This window comes from Kribbella sp. NBC_01505 (assembly GCF_045040285.1).
Lineage (GTDB): Bacteria > Actinomycetota > Actinomycetes > Propionibacteriales > Kribbellaceae > Kribbella.
The window spans coordinates 9,598,695-9,614,812 of record NZ_CP109425.1; the positions used below are offsets into that span (position 1 = coordinate 9,598,695).

The following is a 16,118-nucleotide window of genomic DNA, read 5'->3' on the forward strand; positions in this document are numbered from 1 at the left end:
GGTGCTGGATATGGGTGCTGATCTTCAGGGCTCGTTGCTGGATGCGTTCGAGGATCCGGGGTTGGGATCGCTCGACGGGATCACGCGGGCGGAGCTTGGGCAGGATGCTTGGGTCGATGTGTTGCCGGGGTGGTTGACCGGGGCGGACCAGGTGTTCGAGCGGCTGGTGCGGGGCGTGCCTTGGTACGCCGAGAAGCGGCAGATGTACGACCGGGTGGTCGATGTGCCGCGGTTGCTGTGCTTCTACGAGGAGAGCCAGGACCTTCCGGTGCCGATCCTCGACGAGGCGCGTGACGCCTTGAGCGAGCACTACCGCGAGGAGCTCGGCGAGCCGTTCCGGACCGCGGGCTTGTGCTACTACCGCGACGGCCGGGACAGCGTCGCCTGGCACGGCGACCGCATCGGGCGCGGAGATCACGAGGACACGATGGTGGCGATCCTTTCTGTGGGTGAGCCACGCGTGCTCGCGCTACGGCCCCGGCCTGGTGGGTCTAGCGGTCCGGTGGCGTCAACAATCCGCTACCCGCTCGGGCACGGCGACCTGATCGTCATGGGCGGCTCCTGCCAACGCACCTGGGAGCACGCCATCCCCAAGGCCAGCGGACGCATCGGCCCACGGATCAGCATCCAGTTCCGCCCCCGCGGAGTCCGCTGACCCCGAGCCGGCTACTGACGGGCGAGAGCCGCCGGGTCCAGCTGAATCGGGTACGGCTCGTCGATTGTCGAGACCACTCCCCCGAGTGCTGTGAGCGTCCGGCGGTACTTACCGTTGCCGAGCGTGGACGCGATCAGGTGCGGACGCGGCCCGAGCTCCAGACGCCAGTAGTGGTCGATACCAGCTCGGGCGTACAGCTGGGGTTTGATGATCCGGTCCTGTGGCTGCGTGTGGGGTGAAACGATCTCCACCGCAAGAAGCACAGAGTCACTCGGGCAGCGCGAGCCGTCGGTCGCTGTGGCTGCACGGTTGATCAGCAGAAGGTCTGGGACTCCTAGCAGGCCACCGGGGATCTCGACGCTGATCACTGGGAGCACCTCGTAGGGGGCGCGCGCTGCAACGACCGCTGCTTCCAGCAGATTGGCGAGCCGGCGCGACGCACGCTGATGAGTGGTTCCCAGCATTGCTGGGGTCACGGTCAGGACGCCAGGGGTGAGTAGTTCGTAGCGGGTGTGGTTGCCGTCGTCAGGGAGCGCTTCGACGTCTTCGATCGTCCAGGGCCCGACGTGATCCACGAATGCAATGCTCATCGATCGATCCTCCAACTGCTGGTGCTCGGTTCAGTCTTCCATGGGCTATGCGGCTTGGGCGGTGGTTTGTTGCGGTTGGTAGAGGTGGGTGGGGGTGGCTATGTAGAAGCCGAGTAGGGGGACTTGGGCGGCTTGGCAGAGGTGGGTGGCGGCGGTGGACCATTCGTTGTCTATGTCGGGCCAGGTGGGTGGGCCGGGGCGGCCCAGGGCCAGGAGTAGTGGGGAGCCGGGCTCCTCTCGCATCGCGGGGATGATGGGGTGCAGGGCTGTGGCGCAGAGGTTGGGGGTGTCCAGGGGTGGGGCCTGGTCCGGGGAGAGCTCGATGAGTACGACGGCGCGGAAGCGGGCGTCGGGGCCGCAGAGGATGGCGGCGAAGACGCCGCACTCGCGGTCGGCTTGGCTGACCACGAGGTCGACGACGTCGGCGGCCAGGGTCGGGTCGGTGAGGGGGTGATCGGTCCAGGAGGGGGCTAGGTCGAGGAAGCTCATACCAAGAAGGTGCAGTGGGTTCGGCGCCCGATCCGGGTTGTCCACAGGGAAGTTTTCCGGCGGACGAATTGGCCCAGCAGGTCGTGGTGAAAGTGGATCTGTGGCGTGGGCCGCTGGGATCATAGGCTCAGCACATGACGACGAACAAGTTCTTGCCGCCCGCGGGAGCGCCGCGCGACCTGGCGATGGCACAGTTGGCGAACGCGGTCGGCGACGGCGCCTTCGTGGTGACGTCGGCCCTGTTCTTCACCCGGGTGGTCGGGCTTTCGGAGGCGCAGGTCGGTCTGGGGCTGACGATCGCGTGGCTGATCGGGTTCGTGACCGGTGTGCCGCTGGGCAACCTGGCCGACCGCAAGGGGCCTCGGATGGTCGCCATTCTGCTGGCGCTCAGTACGGCGGCCTCGGTGTCGGCGTTCTTGTTCGTCCGGAGCTTCCCGCTCTTCCTGGTGGCCGCGATCGCCTACGCGTGCAGCCAGACCGGCCTCACGGCAGCCCGGCAGGCACTGCTCGCGGGGCTGATCGCGCCGGCCGAGCGCACCCGCATCCGGGCCTTCCTGCAGGCGACGGTGAACGGCGGGCTGGCGGTCGGCGCGCTGCTCGGCGGAATCGCGCTCCGCTTCGACACCGAGGCGGCGTACCTGACGGTCTTCGCTGTGGACGCGGTGAGCTTCCTGATCGCGGCCGCGCTGATCCGCCGGGTCCCGTCGGTCGCGGTGACCGTCCGCGTCCACGGTGAGCCGCGGCTCGCCGTACTGCGGGATCGCCCGTACGCCGTCCTCGCGCTGCTGAACTCGATCATGCTGCTGTTCATGCCGCTGATCAGCCTGATCGGGCCGCTGTGGATCGTCACCCGCACCGACGCCCCGAGCTGGGCGGTCGCCTCGCTGATGATCGTGAACACCATCGGCGTCATGGTCTTCCAGGTGCGCGTCGCCCGCAAGGTCCGCGATCTGCGCACCGCCACACGCTCGATCCGGTACGCCGGAATCGCGATGCTGGCCGCTTGCGGCGTCTTCGCCATCACCGCACTGAAGCTGTCCCCGGCAGCCGCCGCCGGAGTACTCGTCCTCGCCGCGGCGCTGCTGACACTGGGCGAGATGAAGCTGGCCTCCGGCGCCTGGGAGATCAGCTTCGGACTCGCACCCGCCGACAAGCAGGGCCAGTACCAGGGCTTCTTCGGCACCGGCCCCGCGATCGCCAGGATGCTGGGCCCGGCGCTGCTGACCACAGTCGTCCTGGGCTGGGGGCCGATCGGCTGGATCATCGTCGGTGCACTGTTCCTCGGCACCAGCATCGCCACCGGCCCCGCTGTGAAGTGGGCCGCCCGAACCCGATCCGTCAGCGTGGACGCTCCGGCTCCCGTGGTCTGAGCAGGACCAGTGGGCGGACTGGTCCCGCCGTAAAATGAGGGTGCGGATGCGGGTCGTCAGTGTGGACGGTTCGGCCGCGGTCGCCTGAGGAGCCTGATGGAGATCCCCGGTCTGGTCGAGGTCACGACGTACGAGGAACTGCGCGCGATTGTGCCGCCGCCTTTGGGTGCGGCGGTGGACAAGGAGCGCAAGGAGTTGCACCCACTCGACCGGGAGTGGTTGGCGGCGTCACCGTTCGTGCTGATGGCGACATCGGCGGCCGATGGGACATGTGACGTGTCGCCGAAGGGCGATCCGGCCGGGTTCACGCTGGTGCTGGACGACCGGACGATCGCGATCCCGGACCGGGCCGGCAACCGCCGGGTGGACGGATTCGAGAACATCATCAGCAACCCGCATGTCGGGCTGATCTACTTCCTGCCGGGCCGCACGGACACACTGCGGATCAACGGGCGGGCCCGGATCGTCCAGGAGGCCCCGTTCTTCGACGAGATGGTCGTGAAGGGGAACCGGCCGCAGCTCGCGCTGCTGGTCGAGATCGAGGAGGTCTACCACCACTGCTCGAAGGCGTTCCTGCGCTCGAAGCTGTGGAAGCCGGAGACCTGGGACGTCGACGCGGCGCCGAGCCGGGCGGAGATCTCGCAGGCGCTGGAGCGCAAGGACGCGAGTATCGCGGAGCTCGAGAAGTACTACGGCCAGGAGTACGAGGCGAAGATCTACGACGTCAAGTACTGACTACGTCCGCTGACGTAGAAGCATCTACTCCGTGGCGACGATGACATCGGGGGGCGGCGCGCCGTACGGTTCCGTACTGTGAGCACTGACCACTGGGCCCAGGTACGGCGGATCGCCCTGCCGCTGGTGCTGTCCGTGATCGGTGTGGTCGGGTCGATCGGGGCCTCGCGCAACGTCCATTTCGAGCACCGGGCCGCCGACTGGTTCATGATCCTGCTGATCCTGAAGGGGACGCTGGCGCTGTACTGGCTGCGGACCCACCCGATCCCGGTGCTGTGGGCAACCGTCGCCTCGACGCTGATCTACATGCTGATGCAGTACCCGTACGGCCCGGTGATCATCCCGTTCATCATCGCGGTGTTCTCGAACATCCGGCGCGGGAACCGCCTGGTCGGGTGGTCGGCCCTGGCCGCGCTCTACATCGGGCATGTCGGTGGGCGACTGCTGCTCGGGATCAACGAGCAGGGCGTGTACCAGATCATGCTGGTCGGGTTCTTCTTCGTCCTGCTGGGCTGCATCTCGGAGCTGTTCCGAGCACACCGGGACCGCGTGACCGCGGCTGAGCGCACCCGGCGCGAGGCTGAGCTACGGCAGTCGAGCGAAGAGCGGCTCCGGATCGCTCAGGAGCTGCATGACGTGGTCGCGCACCACATCTCCCTGATCAACGTGCAGGCGTCGACCGCGCTGCACCTGTCGGATCGTCAGCCTGAGCAGGCCGCACCGGCGCTCTCTGCAATCAAGGACGCCAGCAAGGAAGCCCTGGTGGAGCTGCGCTCGATCGTCGGCATCCTGCGCCAGAACGACGAGTCAGCGCCGCGGCAACCGGTCGCCGGCCTGGATCGGCTCGAGCATCTGATCAGCCGCACGTCGATGGCCGGTCTAGAGGTGCACACGGTGATTCACGGCGAGAAGCCTCCGTTGCCGACCGGCCTGGACCGCGCCGCGTTCCGCATCATCCAGGAGTCGCTGACAAACGTCGTACGGCATGCGAAGGCGACCACTGCGACCGTGCGGATCCAGTACGGCGAGGAGTCGATCGTGATCCAGGTCGACGACAACGGTCAGTCGCTGGCAGGTACCCCGACCGACGGCAACGGCATCGTCGGCATGCGTGAGCGCGCTACCGCGCTCGGTGGGACCCTGGCGACGACCCGCACCCCCGTTGGTGGTCTGCGGGTCGTCGCGACGCTGCCCCTAGGAGGGTAGCCGTACGTGTGACGGGTTGAGCTCGGCAACGCTGGAGACGCCGAGGAGGGCCATCGTGCGACGGACCTCCTTGGTGAGGATCTCGGCGGCGCGGGCGACACCGCGTTCGCCGCCGGCCATCAGGCCGTAGAGGTACGCGCGGCCGACCAGGCAGGCGTCCGCGCCGAGCGCGATCGAGGCGACGATGTCGGCGCCGGACATGATGCCGGTGTCGAGGTAGATCTCGGCGTCGCTACCGATCGCCTTGCGAACCTCGGGCAGGATGCGCAGCGGCGTCGGCGCCCGGTCCAGCTGACGACCGCCGTGGTTGGAGAGCACGATCGCGTCCGCGCCCGCGTCGACCACGCGGCGGGCGTCCTCGACGGTCTGGATGCCCTTGACGATCAGCGGGCCGTGCCAGATCGAGCGCAGCCAGGTCAGGTCGTCGATCGTCATGGTCGGGTCGAAGAGCTTGTCCAGCAACTCCGCCACCGTGCCGTCCCAACTGGACAGGGAGGCGAAGGTCAGCGGGCTGGTGGTGAGCAGATTGGCCCACCAGGCCGGGTGCATCGCCGCGTCCACGACGGTCTTGGCGGTCAGCGTCGGCGGGATGGTGAAGCCGTTGCGTACGTCGCGCAGCCGGGCACCCGCGACCGGTACGTCGACGGTCAGCATCAGCGCCTCGTAGCCCGCGGCAGCGGACCGCTTGACCAGGTCCTCACCGAAGTCGCGATCGTTCCACACGTACAGCTGGAACCACTTGCGCGCGTCCGGGCCGGCCGCGGCGACGTCCTCGATCGAGGTCGTGCCCATGGTGGAGAGCGCGTACGGGATGCCGAACTCCTGTGCGACCTTGACCACCGCGCGCTCGCCCTCGTGGTTCATCATCCGGGTGAAGCCGGTCGGCGCGAACGCGAACGGCAGCTCCGAGCGGGTGCCGAGGATCGACGTACCGAGGTCGATCTCGGAGACGTCGTGCAGGATCGACGGCTGCAGCTCCATCTCGGCGAACAACCGGCGGGCCCGGCTGAGGCTGATCTCGGCCTCGGCGGCGCCGTCGGTGTAGTCGAAGACCGAGCGCGGCGTACGGCGCTTCGCGAGCGCGCGCAGATCCGCGACGGTGAGCGCTTTCTCGAGGCGGCGCTCGGTCGGGTTCGCGGTGATCGGCTTGACCCGCAGCAGCGGCTTCAGCTCGGACCATTTGGGTAGCTGTCGATCGGTCATCGGCACTCCGGGAGCAGGCGGTCCATCTGTGGTCGGACCACACCTTACCCTGTGGTCCGACCACAGGGGTAGAGTCGCGGGGTGAAGAACTACGAGCTGGTCCTGCATCGGGTCGAAGCGGATCTGGCCGCCGGGCGGCTGCGGATCGGCGGGCGACTGCCCGGAGAGCGCGTTCTCGCCGAGCAGCTCGCGATCAGCCGGCCGTCGGTACGGGAGGCGGTTCGGGTGCTGGAGGCGATGGGGGTCGTCCGGACCGCGACCGGATCCGGGCCCGACTCGGGAGCGGTGATCGTGGCCGAGCCGGTGTCACCGCTGACCGCCGTACTGCGGTTGCATCTGGCAACCAATCATCTGCCGATGGAGGACGTCGTACAGACTCGGATCCTGCTGGAGTCGTGGGCCGCGCGGGAGGCGGCCGGGCGGTCTCCGGAGTTGGGCCCGGTGACCGAGTTGCTGGATCGGATGGATGCGCCGGGATTGTCGCCAGAGGCGTTCCATCTGCTCGATGCCGAGTTCCACGTGGCGCTGGCGGGGTTGGCCGGGAACGTGCTGATCGCCGCGGTGATGGAATCGTTGCGGTCGGCAATCCACGGGTACGTGCTGGCCGCCGTACCGAATCTCGTGGACTGGGAGGCGACGGCCGTCGGGTTGCGGGGTGAGCACCGGGCGATCGTGTCGGCGCTTGCGGCCGCTGATGCGGACGGCGCGGCCGGGTTGGTGGCCGCGCACATCCAGGGGTTCTACCAGGCCGCTCAGTTGTCTTCGTAGCAACGGTCTTTCGCCGAGAGAGCCGTACGGCGCAGGCCGAGGAGCACGATCGCGCCGACGAGTAGGTGGAAGGACGCCAGGCCGAGCTTGGCGCCGATACCGATGCCGCCGGTGAGCGGGCTGCCGAGGGACATCAGGCAGGCGACGACCGCGACGATCGTCCAGGCCTTGCGGGCGCCGCGGGTGTTGCGTTCCAGGATGGCCAGGAGCGCCCAGCCGGCGAAGGCGAGCAGTGCCGTCGAGATCACGATCGCGGGTGCACCAACATGCTGCAGTACGCCGCCCTGCCGCGCATCCAAGGTGAGCCCGGCAACCGGGACGAGGATCGCCCACCACGACGCGGCGGCGATCGTGGTCGCACCGACCACCAGCAACCTGCTCCGATCGGTACGCCGCTTGGCCGGCTGGACGGTGGGAATCTGGTCAATCGTGTGCATGACTGCCTCCGCGCTTGGTTGGTGGGGATACCGTCGCCGGCTGAGCGCTTCGTGGGCATCGGCCGGAGGACTGTACGGCTTCTACTTTGGTTGGTGGTGGGCGGGCGACCAGCGGCTTAGGGTCGGGGCATGGAGCAAGAGGACTGTTCGCCGACGGCCGGGCGGCGGTGGGTCTGGGATGTCTGGGTCGTGGTCGCGATCGGCGCTTTGACCGCCACGACCGTGGTGGGGCGGATGGCGGATACGAGTCATCCGCGGCGGATGTTTCTGGACGTTGCGGTGGGCGTTGTCAGTACGGGGTTGATGGTGCTGCTGCCGCGGCGGCCGGTACCGACCGCGTTGGGGATGGCGGTTTTGGTGGTCTTGTCCCCGGCTGCGACACCGGCCAGTACGGCGGCCACGATCGGGATCTCGCTGCGCATGCCGCAGCGGACGGCGATCGCCGTGACCATCGTTCAGGTCGTGGCGCATTTGGCGCAGGGAGCTTGGCGGCCGATCGCGGGCTTGCCGTTCTTGTGGTTCGCGGTGCTGGATGTGGCGGTGCATGCGGCCTTGCTGGGCTGGGGTTTGCGGACGCAGACCCGGCAGCAGCTCCTGGACTCGTTGCTGGATCGGGCCCGGCGGGCGGAGGCCGAGCAGGGTCGGCGGGTTGCGGAGGCCCGGACGCTGGAGCGGACCAAGATGGCGCGGGAGATGCACGACGTACTGGCGCATCGGTTGTCCTTGCTGGCAACGTATGCGGGCGCACTGGAGTACCGGCCGGACTCGTCGCCGGAGAAGCTCGCGCAGGCCGCGGGGGTGATCCGCACCGGCGTGCACCAGGCGCTGGACGAGCTGCGTGAGGTGATCAGCGTGCTGCGCGACACCGAGATCGAGGAGGGTCCGGGCGGGCGGCCACAGCCGACGTACGGGGATGTCGAAGGGCTGGTGGCGGAGTCGCGGGCGGCCGGGACCACGATCGCATACGACGAACGGGTCGACGAGGCGATGTCATTGCCGCCGGCAACCGGACGGACGGCGTACCGGATTGTGCAGGAAGGGCTGACGAACGCCCGCAAGCACGCGGCCGGGCATCCGGTCACGCTGACCGTGAGCGGGCGGCCGGGCGACGGGTTGCGGATCGCGCTGAGCAATCCGGGGTCGAACGGCGTACCGATGGCACCGGGGAGCGGGACCGGCCTGGTCGGGCTGACCGAGCGGGTGCAACTGGTCGGCGGCACACTCGACCACCAACGCGAGCCCGGTGGCGGGTTCCGGCTCGAAGCCTCGCTACCGTGGCCGACATGAGTGAGCCGACAATCCGCGTACTGATTGTTGACGACGACGCGTTGGTGCGGGCGAGTCTGGAGATGATGCTGGACGGGGCGCACGGGATCGCGGTCGTCGGGCAGGCGGCCGACGGGGACGAGGTGCAGGCGGCGGTCGACGCGCACTTCCCGGATCTGGTGCTGATGGATCTGCGGATGCCGCGGGTGGACGGGATCGTCGCGACCCGGCGGGTGCGGGCGCGGCCGAATCCGCCGGAGGTTGTGGTGCTGACGACGTTCGACACCGACGAGAACGTCCTGCACGCGCTGCGCGCCGGGGCGAGTGGGTTCCTGCTGAAGGACACACCGCCGGCCCAGATCGTCGACGCCGTACGGCGGGTTGCAGCCGGTGACCCGATCCTCTCCCCCGCGATCACCCGGCGACTGATGGACCGCGCCGCCACCCAGGCCGACGCGCACACGATCGCGCAGGCGTCACTGAAACGGTTGTCACCGCGCGAGTACGACGTGATGCTGGCGGTCGCGCAGGGCAAGGCGAACGCACAGATCGCGACCGAGCTGTACATGAGCCTGGCGACGGTCAAGGCGCACATCTCGCACATCCTGACCAAGCTGGAGCTGGGGAATCGCACCCAGATCGCATTGCTCGCCCATGACGCTGGGCTCGCCTAGGGTGTCGGCATGATCAGGGTGTTGCTGGCGGATGACCAGGCGTTGGTGCGGGCCGGATTCCGGGCGTTGCTGAACGCCGAGGACGACATCACCGTGATCGGTGAGGTGGCCGACGGCGCCGAGGCGGTCGCGGTGGCGCGGGCGGAGAAGCCCGATGTGGTGCTGATGGACATCCGGATGCCGGGGACCGACGGGCTCGCGGCGACGCGGATGATCGGTGCGGACGAGACGCTGGCCGACGTCCATGTGGTGATCCTGACGACGTTCGACCTGGACGAGTACGTGTTCGAGGCGTTGCGGGTCGGGGCGAGCGGGTTCCTGGTGAAGGACACCGAGCCGGTCGAGCTGTTGCAGGCGGTCCGGGTGGTGGCGCGCGGCGATGCGCTGCTCTCCCCCGGGGTCACGCGGCGGTTGGTGTCCGAGTTCGCGTCGCGGAGCCGGCAACCGCACGCGAGCAAGGAGCTCGACGTACTGACGGAGCGCGAGCGGGAGATCGTCGCACTGGTCGGCGAGGGTCTCTCGAACGACGAGATCGCCGAACGCCTGGTGCTCAGCCCGGCCACCGCCAAGACGCACGTCAGCCGCGCGATGATCAAACTCGGCGCCCGCGACCGCGCCCAGCTGGTCGTCGTCGCCTACCAGACCGGCCTCGTCCGCCCCGGCTGGCTCGGCTGACCCGCTCCCGCCCCGCCCCTTCACAATCTGCTGGGTTAACCCATCCGCTTGTGGCTTCTGCACCCCCATGAGAGTCCAGACCCCACAATCTGATGGGGGAACCCATGAGATGCGCCGAGGTCGGCGGGCGGAGGTACTCCGGGGGAGGTAGGTGGGGTTGCTCCCGGTGGGCGACGCGGGAGGGGTGCTCCGACCGGCAGTCTCGGGGTTATGAACGAGACAGGGGTTCCACTGGTCGAGGTGATCGGCCTGACGAAGAGGTACGGCGACACGCTCGCGGTCGACGGGGTCGACCTGACGGTTCTGCCGGGTGAGGTCTACGGGTTCCTCGGGCCCAACGGGGCTGGGAAGACGACGACGCTGCGGATCCTGACCGGGCTGATCGCGCCGACCACCGGCACGATCAAGGTGCTGGGCGGGCGGCCGGGGAGTCCCGACGTACTGGGCAAGACGGGGTCGATGATCGAGTCGCCCGCGTTCTACCCGTACCTGTCGGGGCTGGACAACCTGCGGTTGCTGGCCGAGTACGCCGAAGTCGCGCGGCAGCGGGTGGACGAGGTGCTGGAGCTCGTGGATCTGAAGGATCGCGCCCGCGACCGCTTCTCGACGTACTCCCTGGGGATGAAGCAGCGGCTCGGGGTCGCGGCGGCGCTGCTCAAGGATCCGGAGCTGGTGATCCTGGACGAGCCGACGAACGGTCTCGACCCGGCCGGCATGCGTGACATGCGGCGGCTGATCCGCGAGCTCGGATCCGACGGGCGGACGGTGGTGCTGTCCAGCCATCTGCTCGGTGAGGTGCAGCAGATCTGCGACCGGGTCGGCATCATCGACTCCGGGCGGATGGTTGCCGAGCACAACGTCGAGGAGCTGCGCGGCGAGCAGGAACTCGTCGTCCGGGCCGAACCACAGCAGACCGCCCACGCCGTACTGACCAGCCTGCTCGGCAGCGGCGCCGTTCACCTGTACGACGAAACGCTCCGCGTGCAGGTGGATCCGGGGCGGGCGGCGGAGGTGAACCGGGTCCTCGTCGAGGCCGGGGTCGCCGTGTCCGAACTGCACAGCACCGAACGCGCACTCGAGGATCTGTTCTTCGAGCTCACGACGGGTGCGGACCATGGGTAGTTATCGCGCGGAGATCCTGAAGCTCCGCAAGCGTTCCGCGGTCTGGGTCCTGTTCGGCGCCGGTCTGGTCCTGAGCCTGATCTTCGGCTATCTGCTCCCCTACCTGGGCTACCTCACCGGCGACGACAACCCGCAGACCACCGGTATCCCCCGGGACGCGGTCCTGGCCGGCATGCTTCCGGCCCGAGTCATCGACAACACGATCGGCGGCTACCCGATCTTCGCCGGGGCGCTCGCGCTGGTGCTCGGCGCGATCGTGATCGGCGGCGAGTACACCTGGGGCACGCTGAAGACGATCTTCACCCAGCGACCCGGCCGGGCTTCGATCCTCGGCGCCCAGTTCCTCGGGCTCGCCACGATGATCGCGCTCTGGGTGCTCGGGATCTTCGTCGCCTGTTCCCTGTGCAGTATCGGGATCGCGGCAGCTGAAGACGGTTCGATGAGCTGGCCCAGCCTGGTCGACATCCTGCGGGGTCTCGCCGGTGGCTGGTTGATCCTGCTGACCTGGTGCCTGGCCGGTGCGGTCCTGGCTGTTGCCTTCCGCAACGTTGCGCTGCCGATCGGGCTGGGCGTCGTGTGGATCCTCGGTATCGAGACCTTGCTGGCCGGGGTCGTCAACAGCCTGCTGCCCGATCTCAAGTTCCTGTCGAACGCCTTGCCGGGGGCCAACGCCGGTTCGCTGGTGTTCGCGGTGACCGGCATGGCCACCGGCGACGCGCCTCCCGGCGTACGGGATGCGGTCAGCGGTGGCCGGGCCCTCGCTACCTTGCTGGCCTACTGCCTGGTCTTCGCCGGAGTAGCCGCCTGGACGACCAGACGGCGCGACGTCACCTGACGCCGGCGTGGACGAGGGCGAGCTCGCAGAACATCGCATTCGCCCAGGAGAACCACTCGCGGGTGAACTGGGTCGGGTCGTCGACGTCGAACCCCTCGTGCATGAGTCCGGTGCCGCCGGTGGTGTCGCGGAGGAGCTCCAGCAACTGCTGGCGTTCCTCGGCGGAGGTGCTCGAAATCCCCTGCACAGCAAGGGCGATGTGCCAGATGTAGCGGGGCGGGGTGTGCGGGCTGCCGATGCCGGAGGCCGCCGTACCGCTGTAGTAGTACGGGTTCTCCGGGCTCAGCAGTAGCTTCCGGGTCGCCAGGTACGTCGGGTCGTCGGGCGCGGCGAACCCGGACAAAGGGGCGCTGAGCAACGAAGGCATGTTGGCGTCGTCCATCAGCAACACCTCCCCCATCCCGTCCACCTCGTAGGCGTAGACCCGACCGTGCACCGGATGGTCGACCGTGCCGTGGGTGGCGATGCCCTCGTCGATCCCGGCCTTCAGCTCCTTGGCCCGAGCCGCCAGCGACTCGTCGCCGAAGACCTCGACCGCGATCTCCTGCAGATACCCGAGCACCACGGACGCGAACATGTTGCCGGGCACGTTGAACCCGAGATCGGTCGCGTCGTCACTCGGCCGGAACGCGCTCCACGACATCCCGGTCGGCTGCGTCAACCGGCCGAGCCCGCCGCGCACCAGGCTGTCCGAGGGCCGGTCGTCGTGCCGCTGGAACCGGTACGGCGAGCGTGCCTCGTGATCCTGCTCGACAGTCCACAGCTCGAGGATCGCCTCGGCCGCCGGCCGGAACCGGGCGTCGATCACGTCGGCACGACCGGTCGCCTTCCACAGCTTGTAGGCGAGGTCGAGCGGGAAGCACAGCGAGTCGATCTCGTACTTGCGTTCCCACACCCACGGCGACATCTCGGTCTCGTCGGTCGTGTGCCCGGCCCCGTTGGCCTCCTGGTTGAAGGCGTTCGCATACGGATCCAGTACGACGTACTCCAGCTGCCGGTGCAGTACGCCGATCAGCACGTCCTGCAGGCCCGGATCGTCCTGGCACAGCAGCAGGTACGGACGCAGCTGAGCGGCGGAGTCGCGCAGCCACATCGCCGGGATGTCACCGGTCAGCACGAACGTCGTACCGTCCGGCAGCCGCTCGGCCACGGCCGGGAGGTTCTCGGCCATCGACCGCCGGAACATCTCCGCGATCACGTCGTCCCCACTGGCCGCGCGGACCTTCTCGGTGGCGCGGGCCAGCACGTCGGGATCGATCATCTTGTCCCTCTACCTTTCACCAACAGCCGATCTTTCAACAACGGGGATGTCCTTCAGCAACGAGTTCGCGTTCCGGCGAGAACGTGTGGTCCAGCACCAGGCTGCCGGCTCCGATCGCCCCGGCATCCGCGCCGAGCGCCGTACCGGTGACTTCGACGCCGTGGATCGTGCGGACCGTGAAGCGGCTCCGCAGCGCGGTCCGGACCCGGTCGGTCAGCAGCGGGGCGAGCTGCTCGTAGTACGGGCCGCCGAAGACCACGCGGTCCAGGTCGAGCAGGTTCGCCACGTCCTCGACCACGCGCGCGATCCGTTCGGCCAGCGCCGTGATGATCTCCGCCGCGGCCCCGGGCCCGGCGGCGGCCAGCGTACACAGCTGGGTGAAGGCGGCGTCCACCGCCTGCCGATCGTCCAGGTCGATGCTTTGGGCAAGCACTCCGGCGTGGACGGCCTGGTGGACCAGGTACCGCGGCCGGCTGGTCTCGCCGACGCAGCCCCGGCGGCCGCAGAAGCAGACCGGGCCGTCGGGGTCGACGATCACGTGGCCGATCTCGCCGGCGTTGCTCGACGAGCCGCGGACGACCTCGTCGCCCAGCACCAGGCCGGCGCCGACCCCGGTACCGAGGTAGAAGAAGACGAAGTTGCCGGGCCCGCTGACCCACTTCTCGGCGGCGGCCGCGGCAGTGACGTCCTTGTCGAGCAGCACCGGCATCCCGGTCCGCTCGCGCAGCTCGTCGCGTAGCGGAACCAGATGCCAGGCGGACAGGTTCGGCGGGTCGACGACCACGCCGCGTTCGACGTCGATCGGGCCGGGCGCCGCGATCCCGACACCGATCACGCGGTCCCGCACCGCACCGGATTCGGCGATGACGGCTTCGACGGTCTCCGCGATCGCGTCGATAATGAGGTCCGGATCATCATTCTCCGGCGGCGCAAGCTGCCGTCTGGCGACCACGTTGCCGGTGAGATCGAGCAGTATGACGGTGACGACCGCCGGGTCGAGGTGGACACCGACGGCGTACTGGCCGCCGGGCTCGAGCTCCAGCAGCGTGCGGGGTTTGCCGAGGCCGGTGGTCTTCTGCCGACCGGCCTCACGGACCAGCCCGGCGTCGAGGAGGCGGCGGGTGATGTTCGAGATGGCCTGCCCGGACAGCCCGGTCGCCGTAGCCAGCTCGACCCGACTGAGCTGGGCACTGCGGCGAATCGCATCCAGGACCACGGCATCGTTGTACCCACCGACGCGATCGAGATTCGTGCCCCGGCGCGTGCTCATCACGAGACCGGATCCGCTCCCCAGGGTCGGGACCAGTCGTAGCGGATCGTGCCTCCCCCGCTGCGCCACTCCGTCGGGGTCGTGTTAACCAACCAGTCGGTTGGTTCGATCCCGCCCGCGTCGCCGCCGTCGAGCGCCAGCCGGATCCCGGCCCGCAGCGCGCGGTCCGTGCGCTCGGTCCGGGCTGATGGATCGATAGACAAGAAGAGCGCCGTACCGGACCGGGCGACCAGCTCGAGGAAGCGCTCGTTCAGCTCCCAGGGTGTCTGCGGCGTACACGGCACGCAGTCTGCGTCGACGGTGAAGAACCGGCCGTGCTGCGGCAGCCGGAAGGCGAGCGTGTTCACGCCCATCTTGCGGGTCCGCTCCCAGTCCCGGCCGGAGGTGTCGTCACCGGTCCGCTGGACGTCGACCAGCCCGGCCGCGAGATGCCCGACGGTGTTGCAGCCGATCAGTACGACGTCCTGCGCGGCGTCCCGGATCGCGCGGTAGAACGCGAGCACGATCTCGGCCGTCGTCCGGCTCGGATCGTGCAGCTGCCAACCGCTCTCGGTCAGCCGCGAGCCCATCGCCGGTCCGAACGCGCCGAAGACGTCGTACGTGCTGAAGTCGTGTTTGACGAGCTCGAATCCCCAGTCCTTGAACCGGGTCAGGTCGGCGCGGACGAGGTCGAGGACCTCCGGGTACGACGGATCGAGCGCGCGCCCGGGCTTGTCGTGCGGACCCGGCCTGGCATGGCGCGTGGGCTCGCGGACCAGGAGCGGGCGGAACCACAGTCCGGGCCGGGCCCCGATCGCCCGGATCGCGGCCGCCGTACCGGCGAGGTCGTCGAAGACTCCGGGGATGCCTTGGTCCCACGGTCCGCCGGAGGCGATGCCGCCCGGGTACCAGCCGTCGTCGACGACGCTGAACGGTTTGACCGGGCGGCCGTCGGCGAGCTCGACGATCGTGGCGGCGTCGGTGAGGACGGCCTTCTCGTCGAAGTTCTCGCCGTACGCGTAGTACCAGTTGTTGGCCCCGACCACCGGCGCGGGCTCAGGTCGCGCCGGCAGTCGGGAGCTCATGGTGGCGACCGCTGCGTTCAGGGTCTGCCAGGGTGATCCTGCGTCGTCGAATGCCTTGACGGTAGCCGCTGTCAGGGTCCGGCCGCCGAGCTTGGTCGGACCGCCTCCGTTACGGAGGTCGAGCCAGAGCGTGTAGCCGTCCGCGTCGACCGTCCAGGCCGCGAAAGCGCTCGGCTGGACCTCGACCCCGGCGCCGGTTGTCCGGCCGGTGGCCGGGTCGTGGCTCAGGAAGTACCACGGGAGCAGGCGTTCGGGCTGCTGATGCCGCCACTGCAGGTCGCCGTACGAGCGTTCCCAGGCGTCGCCGAGGATCAGGGCTCCGGCCGGAAGCGGTTCGGACCAGCGGAGCGCGACGCGGGTGATGGTGCCGGCGGTGACCTCGACGGTCCCGTCGTTCCAGCCCACCTCGACGCCGGCCGCCGACCAGGCGGCGCCTCGCTGTGCGGCGGCGATCAGGTCGTCGCCGACCTGGACGAAGACCGCGCTGGGTTCCCTCAC

Annotated in this window: 17 protein-coding genes; 10 read left to right on the forward strand and 7 right to left on the reverse strand. The window is 69.0% G+C overall.

Features of this window, described 5'->3' with window-relative positions:
* The first annotated feature begins 10 nt into the window (after nt 1–10).
* Nucleotides 11–655, forward strand: coding sequence for an alpha-ketoglutarate-dependent dioxygenase AlkB (locus OG474_RS44620; protein WP_405059768.1), 645 nt, complete (start codon nt 11–13; stop codon nt 653–655).
* 11 nt (nt 656–666) lie between these two features.
* On the opposite strand, the gene OG474_RS44625 is transcribed toward OG474_RS44620, so the two are convergent.
* Both OG474_RS44625 and OG474_RS44630 read right to left on the reverse strand, forming a co-directional pair.
* Complete coding sequence (locus OG474_RS44625; protein ID WP_405059769.1) at nt 667–1,245, reverse strand: Uma2 family endonuclease; 579 nt, start codon at nt 1,243–1,245, stop codon at nt 667–669.
* Between the two features lie 45 nt (nt 1,246–1,290).
* A complete protein-coding gene (locus OG474_RS44630; RefSeq protein WP_405059770.1) occupies nt 1,291–1,734 on the reverse strand; it encodes a hypothetical protein in 444 nt (147 codons plus the stop codon).
* 134 nt (nt 1,735–1,868) lie between these two features.
* Here OG474_RS44630 and OG474_RS44635 point away from each other — a divergent pair, with 134 nt between their 5' ends.
* The 3 genes from OG474_RS44635 to OG474_RS44645 all read left to right on the forward strand — a co-directional run bounded on the left by OG474_RS44635 (nt 1,869) and on the right by OG474_RS44645 (nt 5,045).
* The gene (locus tag OG474_RS44635) at nt 1,869–3,104 is read left to right on the forward strand and encodes an MFS transporter (protein WP_405059771.1); all 1,236 of its coding nucleotides are present in this window, start codon (nt 1,869–1,871) and stop codon (nt 3,102–3,104) included.
* Nucleotides 3,105–3,200: 96 nt separating this feature from the next.
* Nucleotides 3,201–3,839, forward strand: a complete 639-nt coding sequence (locus tag OG474_RS44640) for a pyridoxamine 5'-phosphate oxidase family protein (protein WP_405059772.1) — start codon at nt 3,201–3,203, stop codon at nt 3,837–3,839.
* A 78-nt stretch (nt 3,840–3,917) separates the two neighbouring features.
* A complete protein-coding gene (locus OG474_RS44645; protein WP_405059773.1) occupies nt 3,918–5,045 on the forward strand; it encodes a sensor histidine kinase in 1,128 nt (375 codons plus the stop codon).
* Here the strand turns inward: OG474_RS44645 and OG474_RS44650 are convergent.
* Nucleotides 5,034–6,248: an alpha-hydroxy-acid oxidizing protein gene (locus OG474_RS44650; protein ID WP_405059774.1), complete on the reverse strand. Its 1,215-nt coding sequence runs from the start codon at nt 6,246–6,248 to the stop codon at nt 5,034–5,036. The two genes, OG474_RS44645 and OG474_RS44650, sit on opposite strands and share 12 nt — an antisense overlap.
* An 81-nt stretch (nt 6,249–6,329) precedes the next feature.
* On the opposite strand from OG474_RS44650, the gene OG474_RS44655 reads away from it, so the two are divergent.
* Nucleotides 6,330–7,016, forward strand: a complete 687-nt coding sequence (locus OG474_RS44655) for a FadR/GntR family transcriptional regulator (protein WP_405059775.1) — start codon at nt 6,330–6,332, stop codon at nt 7,014–7,016.
* Here OG474_RS44655 and OG474_RS44660 read toward each other — a convergent pair.
* On the reverse strand, nt 7,001–7,453 hold the full coding sequence (locus tag OG474_RS44660) for a DUF6069 family protein (RefSeq protein WP_405059776.1): 453 nt from the start codon (nt 7,451–7,453) through the stop codon (nt 7,001–7,003). The genes OG474_RS44655 and OG474_RS44660 overlap by 16 nt on opposite strands.
* 129 nt (nt 7,454–7,582) lie before the next feature.
* On the opposite strand from OG474_RS44660, the gene OG474_RS44665 reads away from it, so the two are divergent.
* From OG474_RS44665 to OG474_RS44685, 5 genes are all read left to right on the forward strand, one after another.
* Nucleotides 7,583–8,740, forward strand: a complete 1,158-nt coding sequence (locus OG474_RS44665; RefSeq protein WP_405059777.1) for a sensor histidine kinase — start codon at nt 7,583–7,585, stop codon at nt 8,738–8,740.
* Nucleotides 8,737–9,393, forward strand: a complete 657-nt coding sequence (locus OG474_RS44670) for a response regulator (protein WP_405059778.1) — start codon at nt 8,737–8,739, stop codon at nt 9,391–9,393. The genes OG474_RS44665 and OG474_RS44670 overlap by 4 nt, the downstream gene beginning before the upstream one ends.
* 9 nt (nt 9,394–9,402) lie before the next feature.
* Nucleotides 9,403–10,068 carry a response regulator gene (locus OG474_RS44675; RefSeq protein WP_405059779.1) on the forward strand — a complete coding sequence of 222 codons (666 nt, stop codon included), beginning with the start codon at nt 9,403–9,405 and terminating at the stop codon, nt 10,066–10,068.
* A gap of 210 nt (nt 10,069–10,278) precedes the next feature.
* A complete protein-coding gene (locus tag OG474_RS44680; protein ID WP_405059780.1) occupies nt 10,279–11,190 on the forward strand; it encodes an ABC transporter ATP-binding protein in 912 nt (303 codons plus the stop codon).
* Nucleotides 11,183–12,025 (forward strand): ABC transporter permease subunit, encoded by an 843-nt coding sequence (locus OG474_RS44685; protein WP_405059781.1) that lies wholly within the window; start codon nt 11,183–11,185, stop codon nt 12,023–12,025. Before OG474_RS44680 ends, OG474_RS44685 begins: the two co-directional genes overlap by 8 nt.
* Here the strand turns inward: OG474_RS44685 and OG474_RS44690 are convergent.
* The 3 genes from OG474_RS44690 to OG474_RS44700 are packed head-to-tail and all read right to left on the reverse strand — an operon-like array spanning nt 12,018 to nt 16,118.
* Nucleotides 12,018–13,286 (reverse strand): glycoside hydrolase family 125 protein, encoded by a 1,269-nt coding sequence (locus tag OG474_RS44690; RefSeq protein ID WP_405059782.1) that lies wholly within the window; start codon nt 13,284–13,286, stop codon nt 12,018–12,020. The genes OG474_RS44685 and OG474_RS44690 overlap by 8 nt on opposite strands.
* A 34-nt stretch (nt 13,287–13,320) precedes the next feature.
* Complete coding sequence (locus OG474_RS44695; RefSeq protein WP_405059783.1) at nt 13,321–14,556, reverse strand: ROK family transcriptional regulator; 1,236 nt, start codon at nt 14,554–14,556, stop codon at nt 13,321–13,323.
* Nucleotides 14,556–16,118 (reverse strand): hypothetical protein, encoded by a 1,563-nt coding sequence (locus tag OG474_RS44700; RefSeq protein ID WP_405059784.1) that lies wholly within the window; start codon nt 16,116–16,118, stop codon nt 14,556–14,558. The genes OG474_RS44695 and OG474_RS44700 overlap by 1 nt, the downstream gene beginning before the upstream one ends.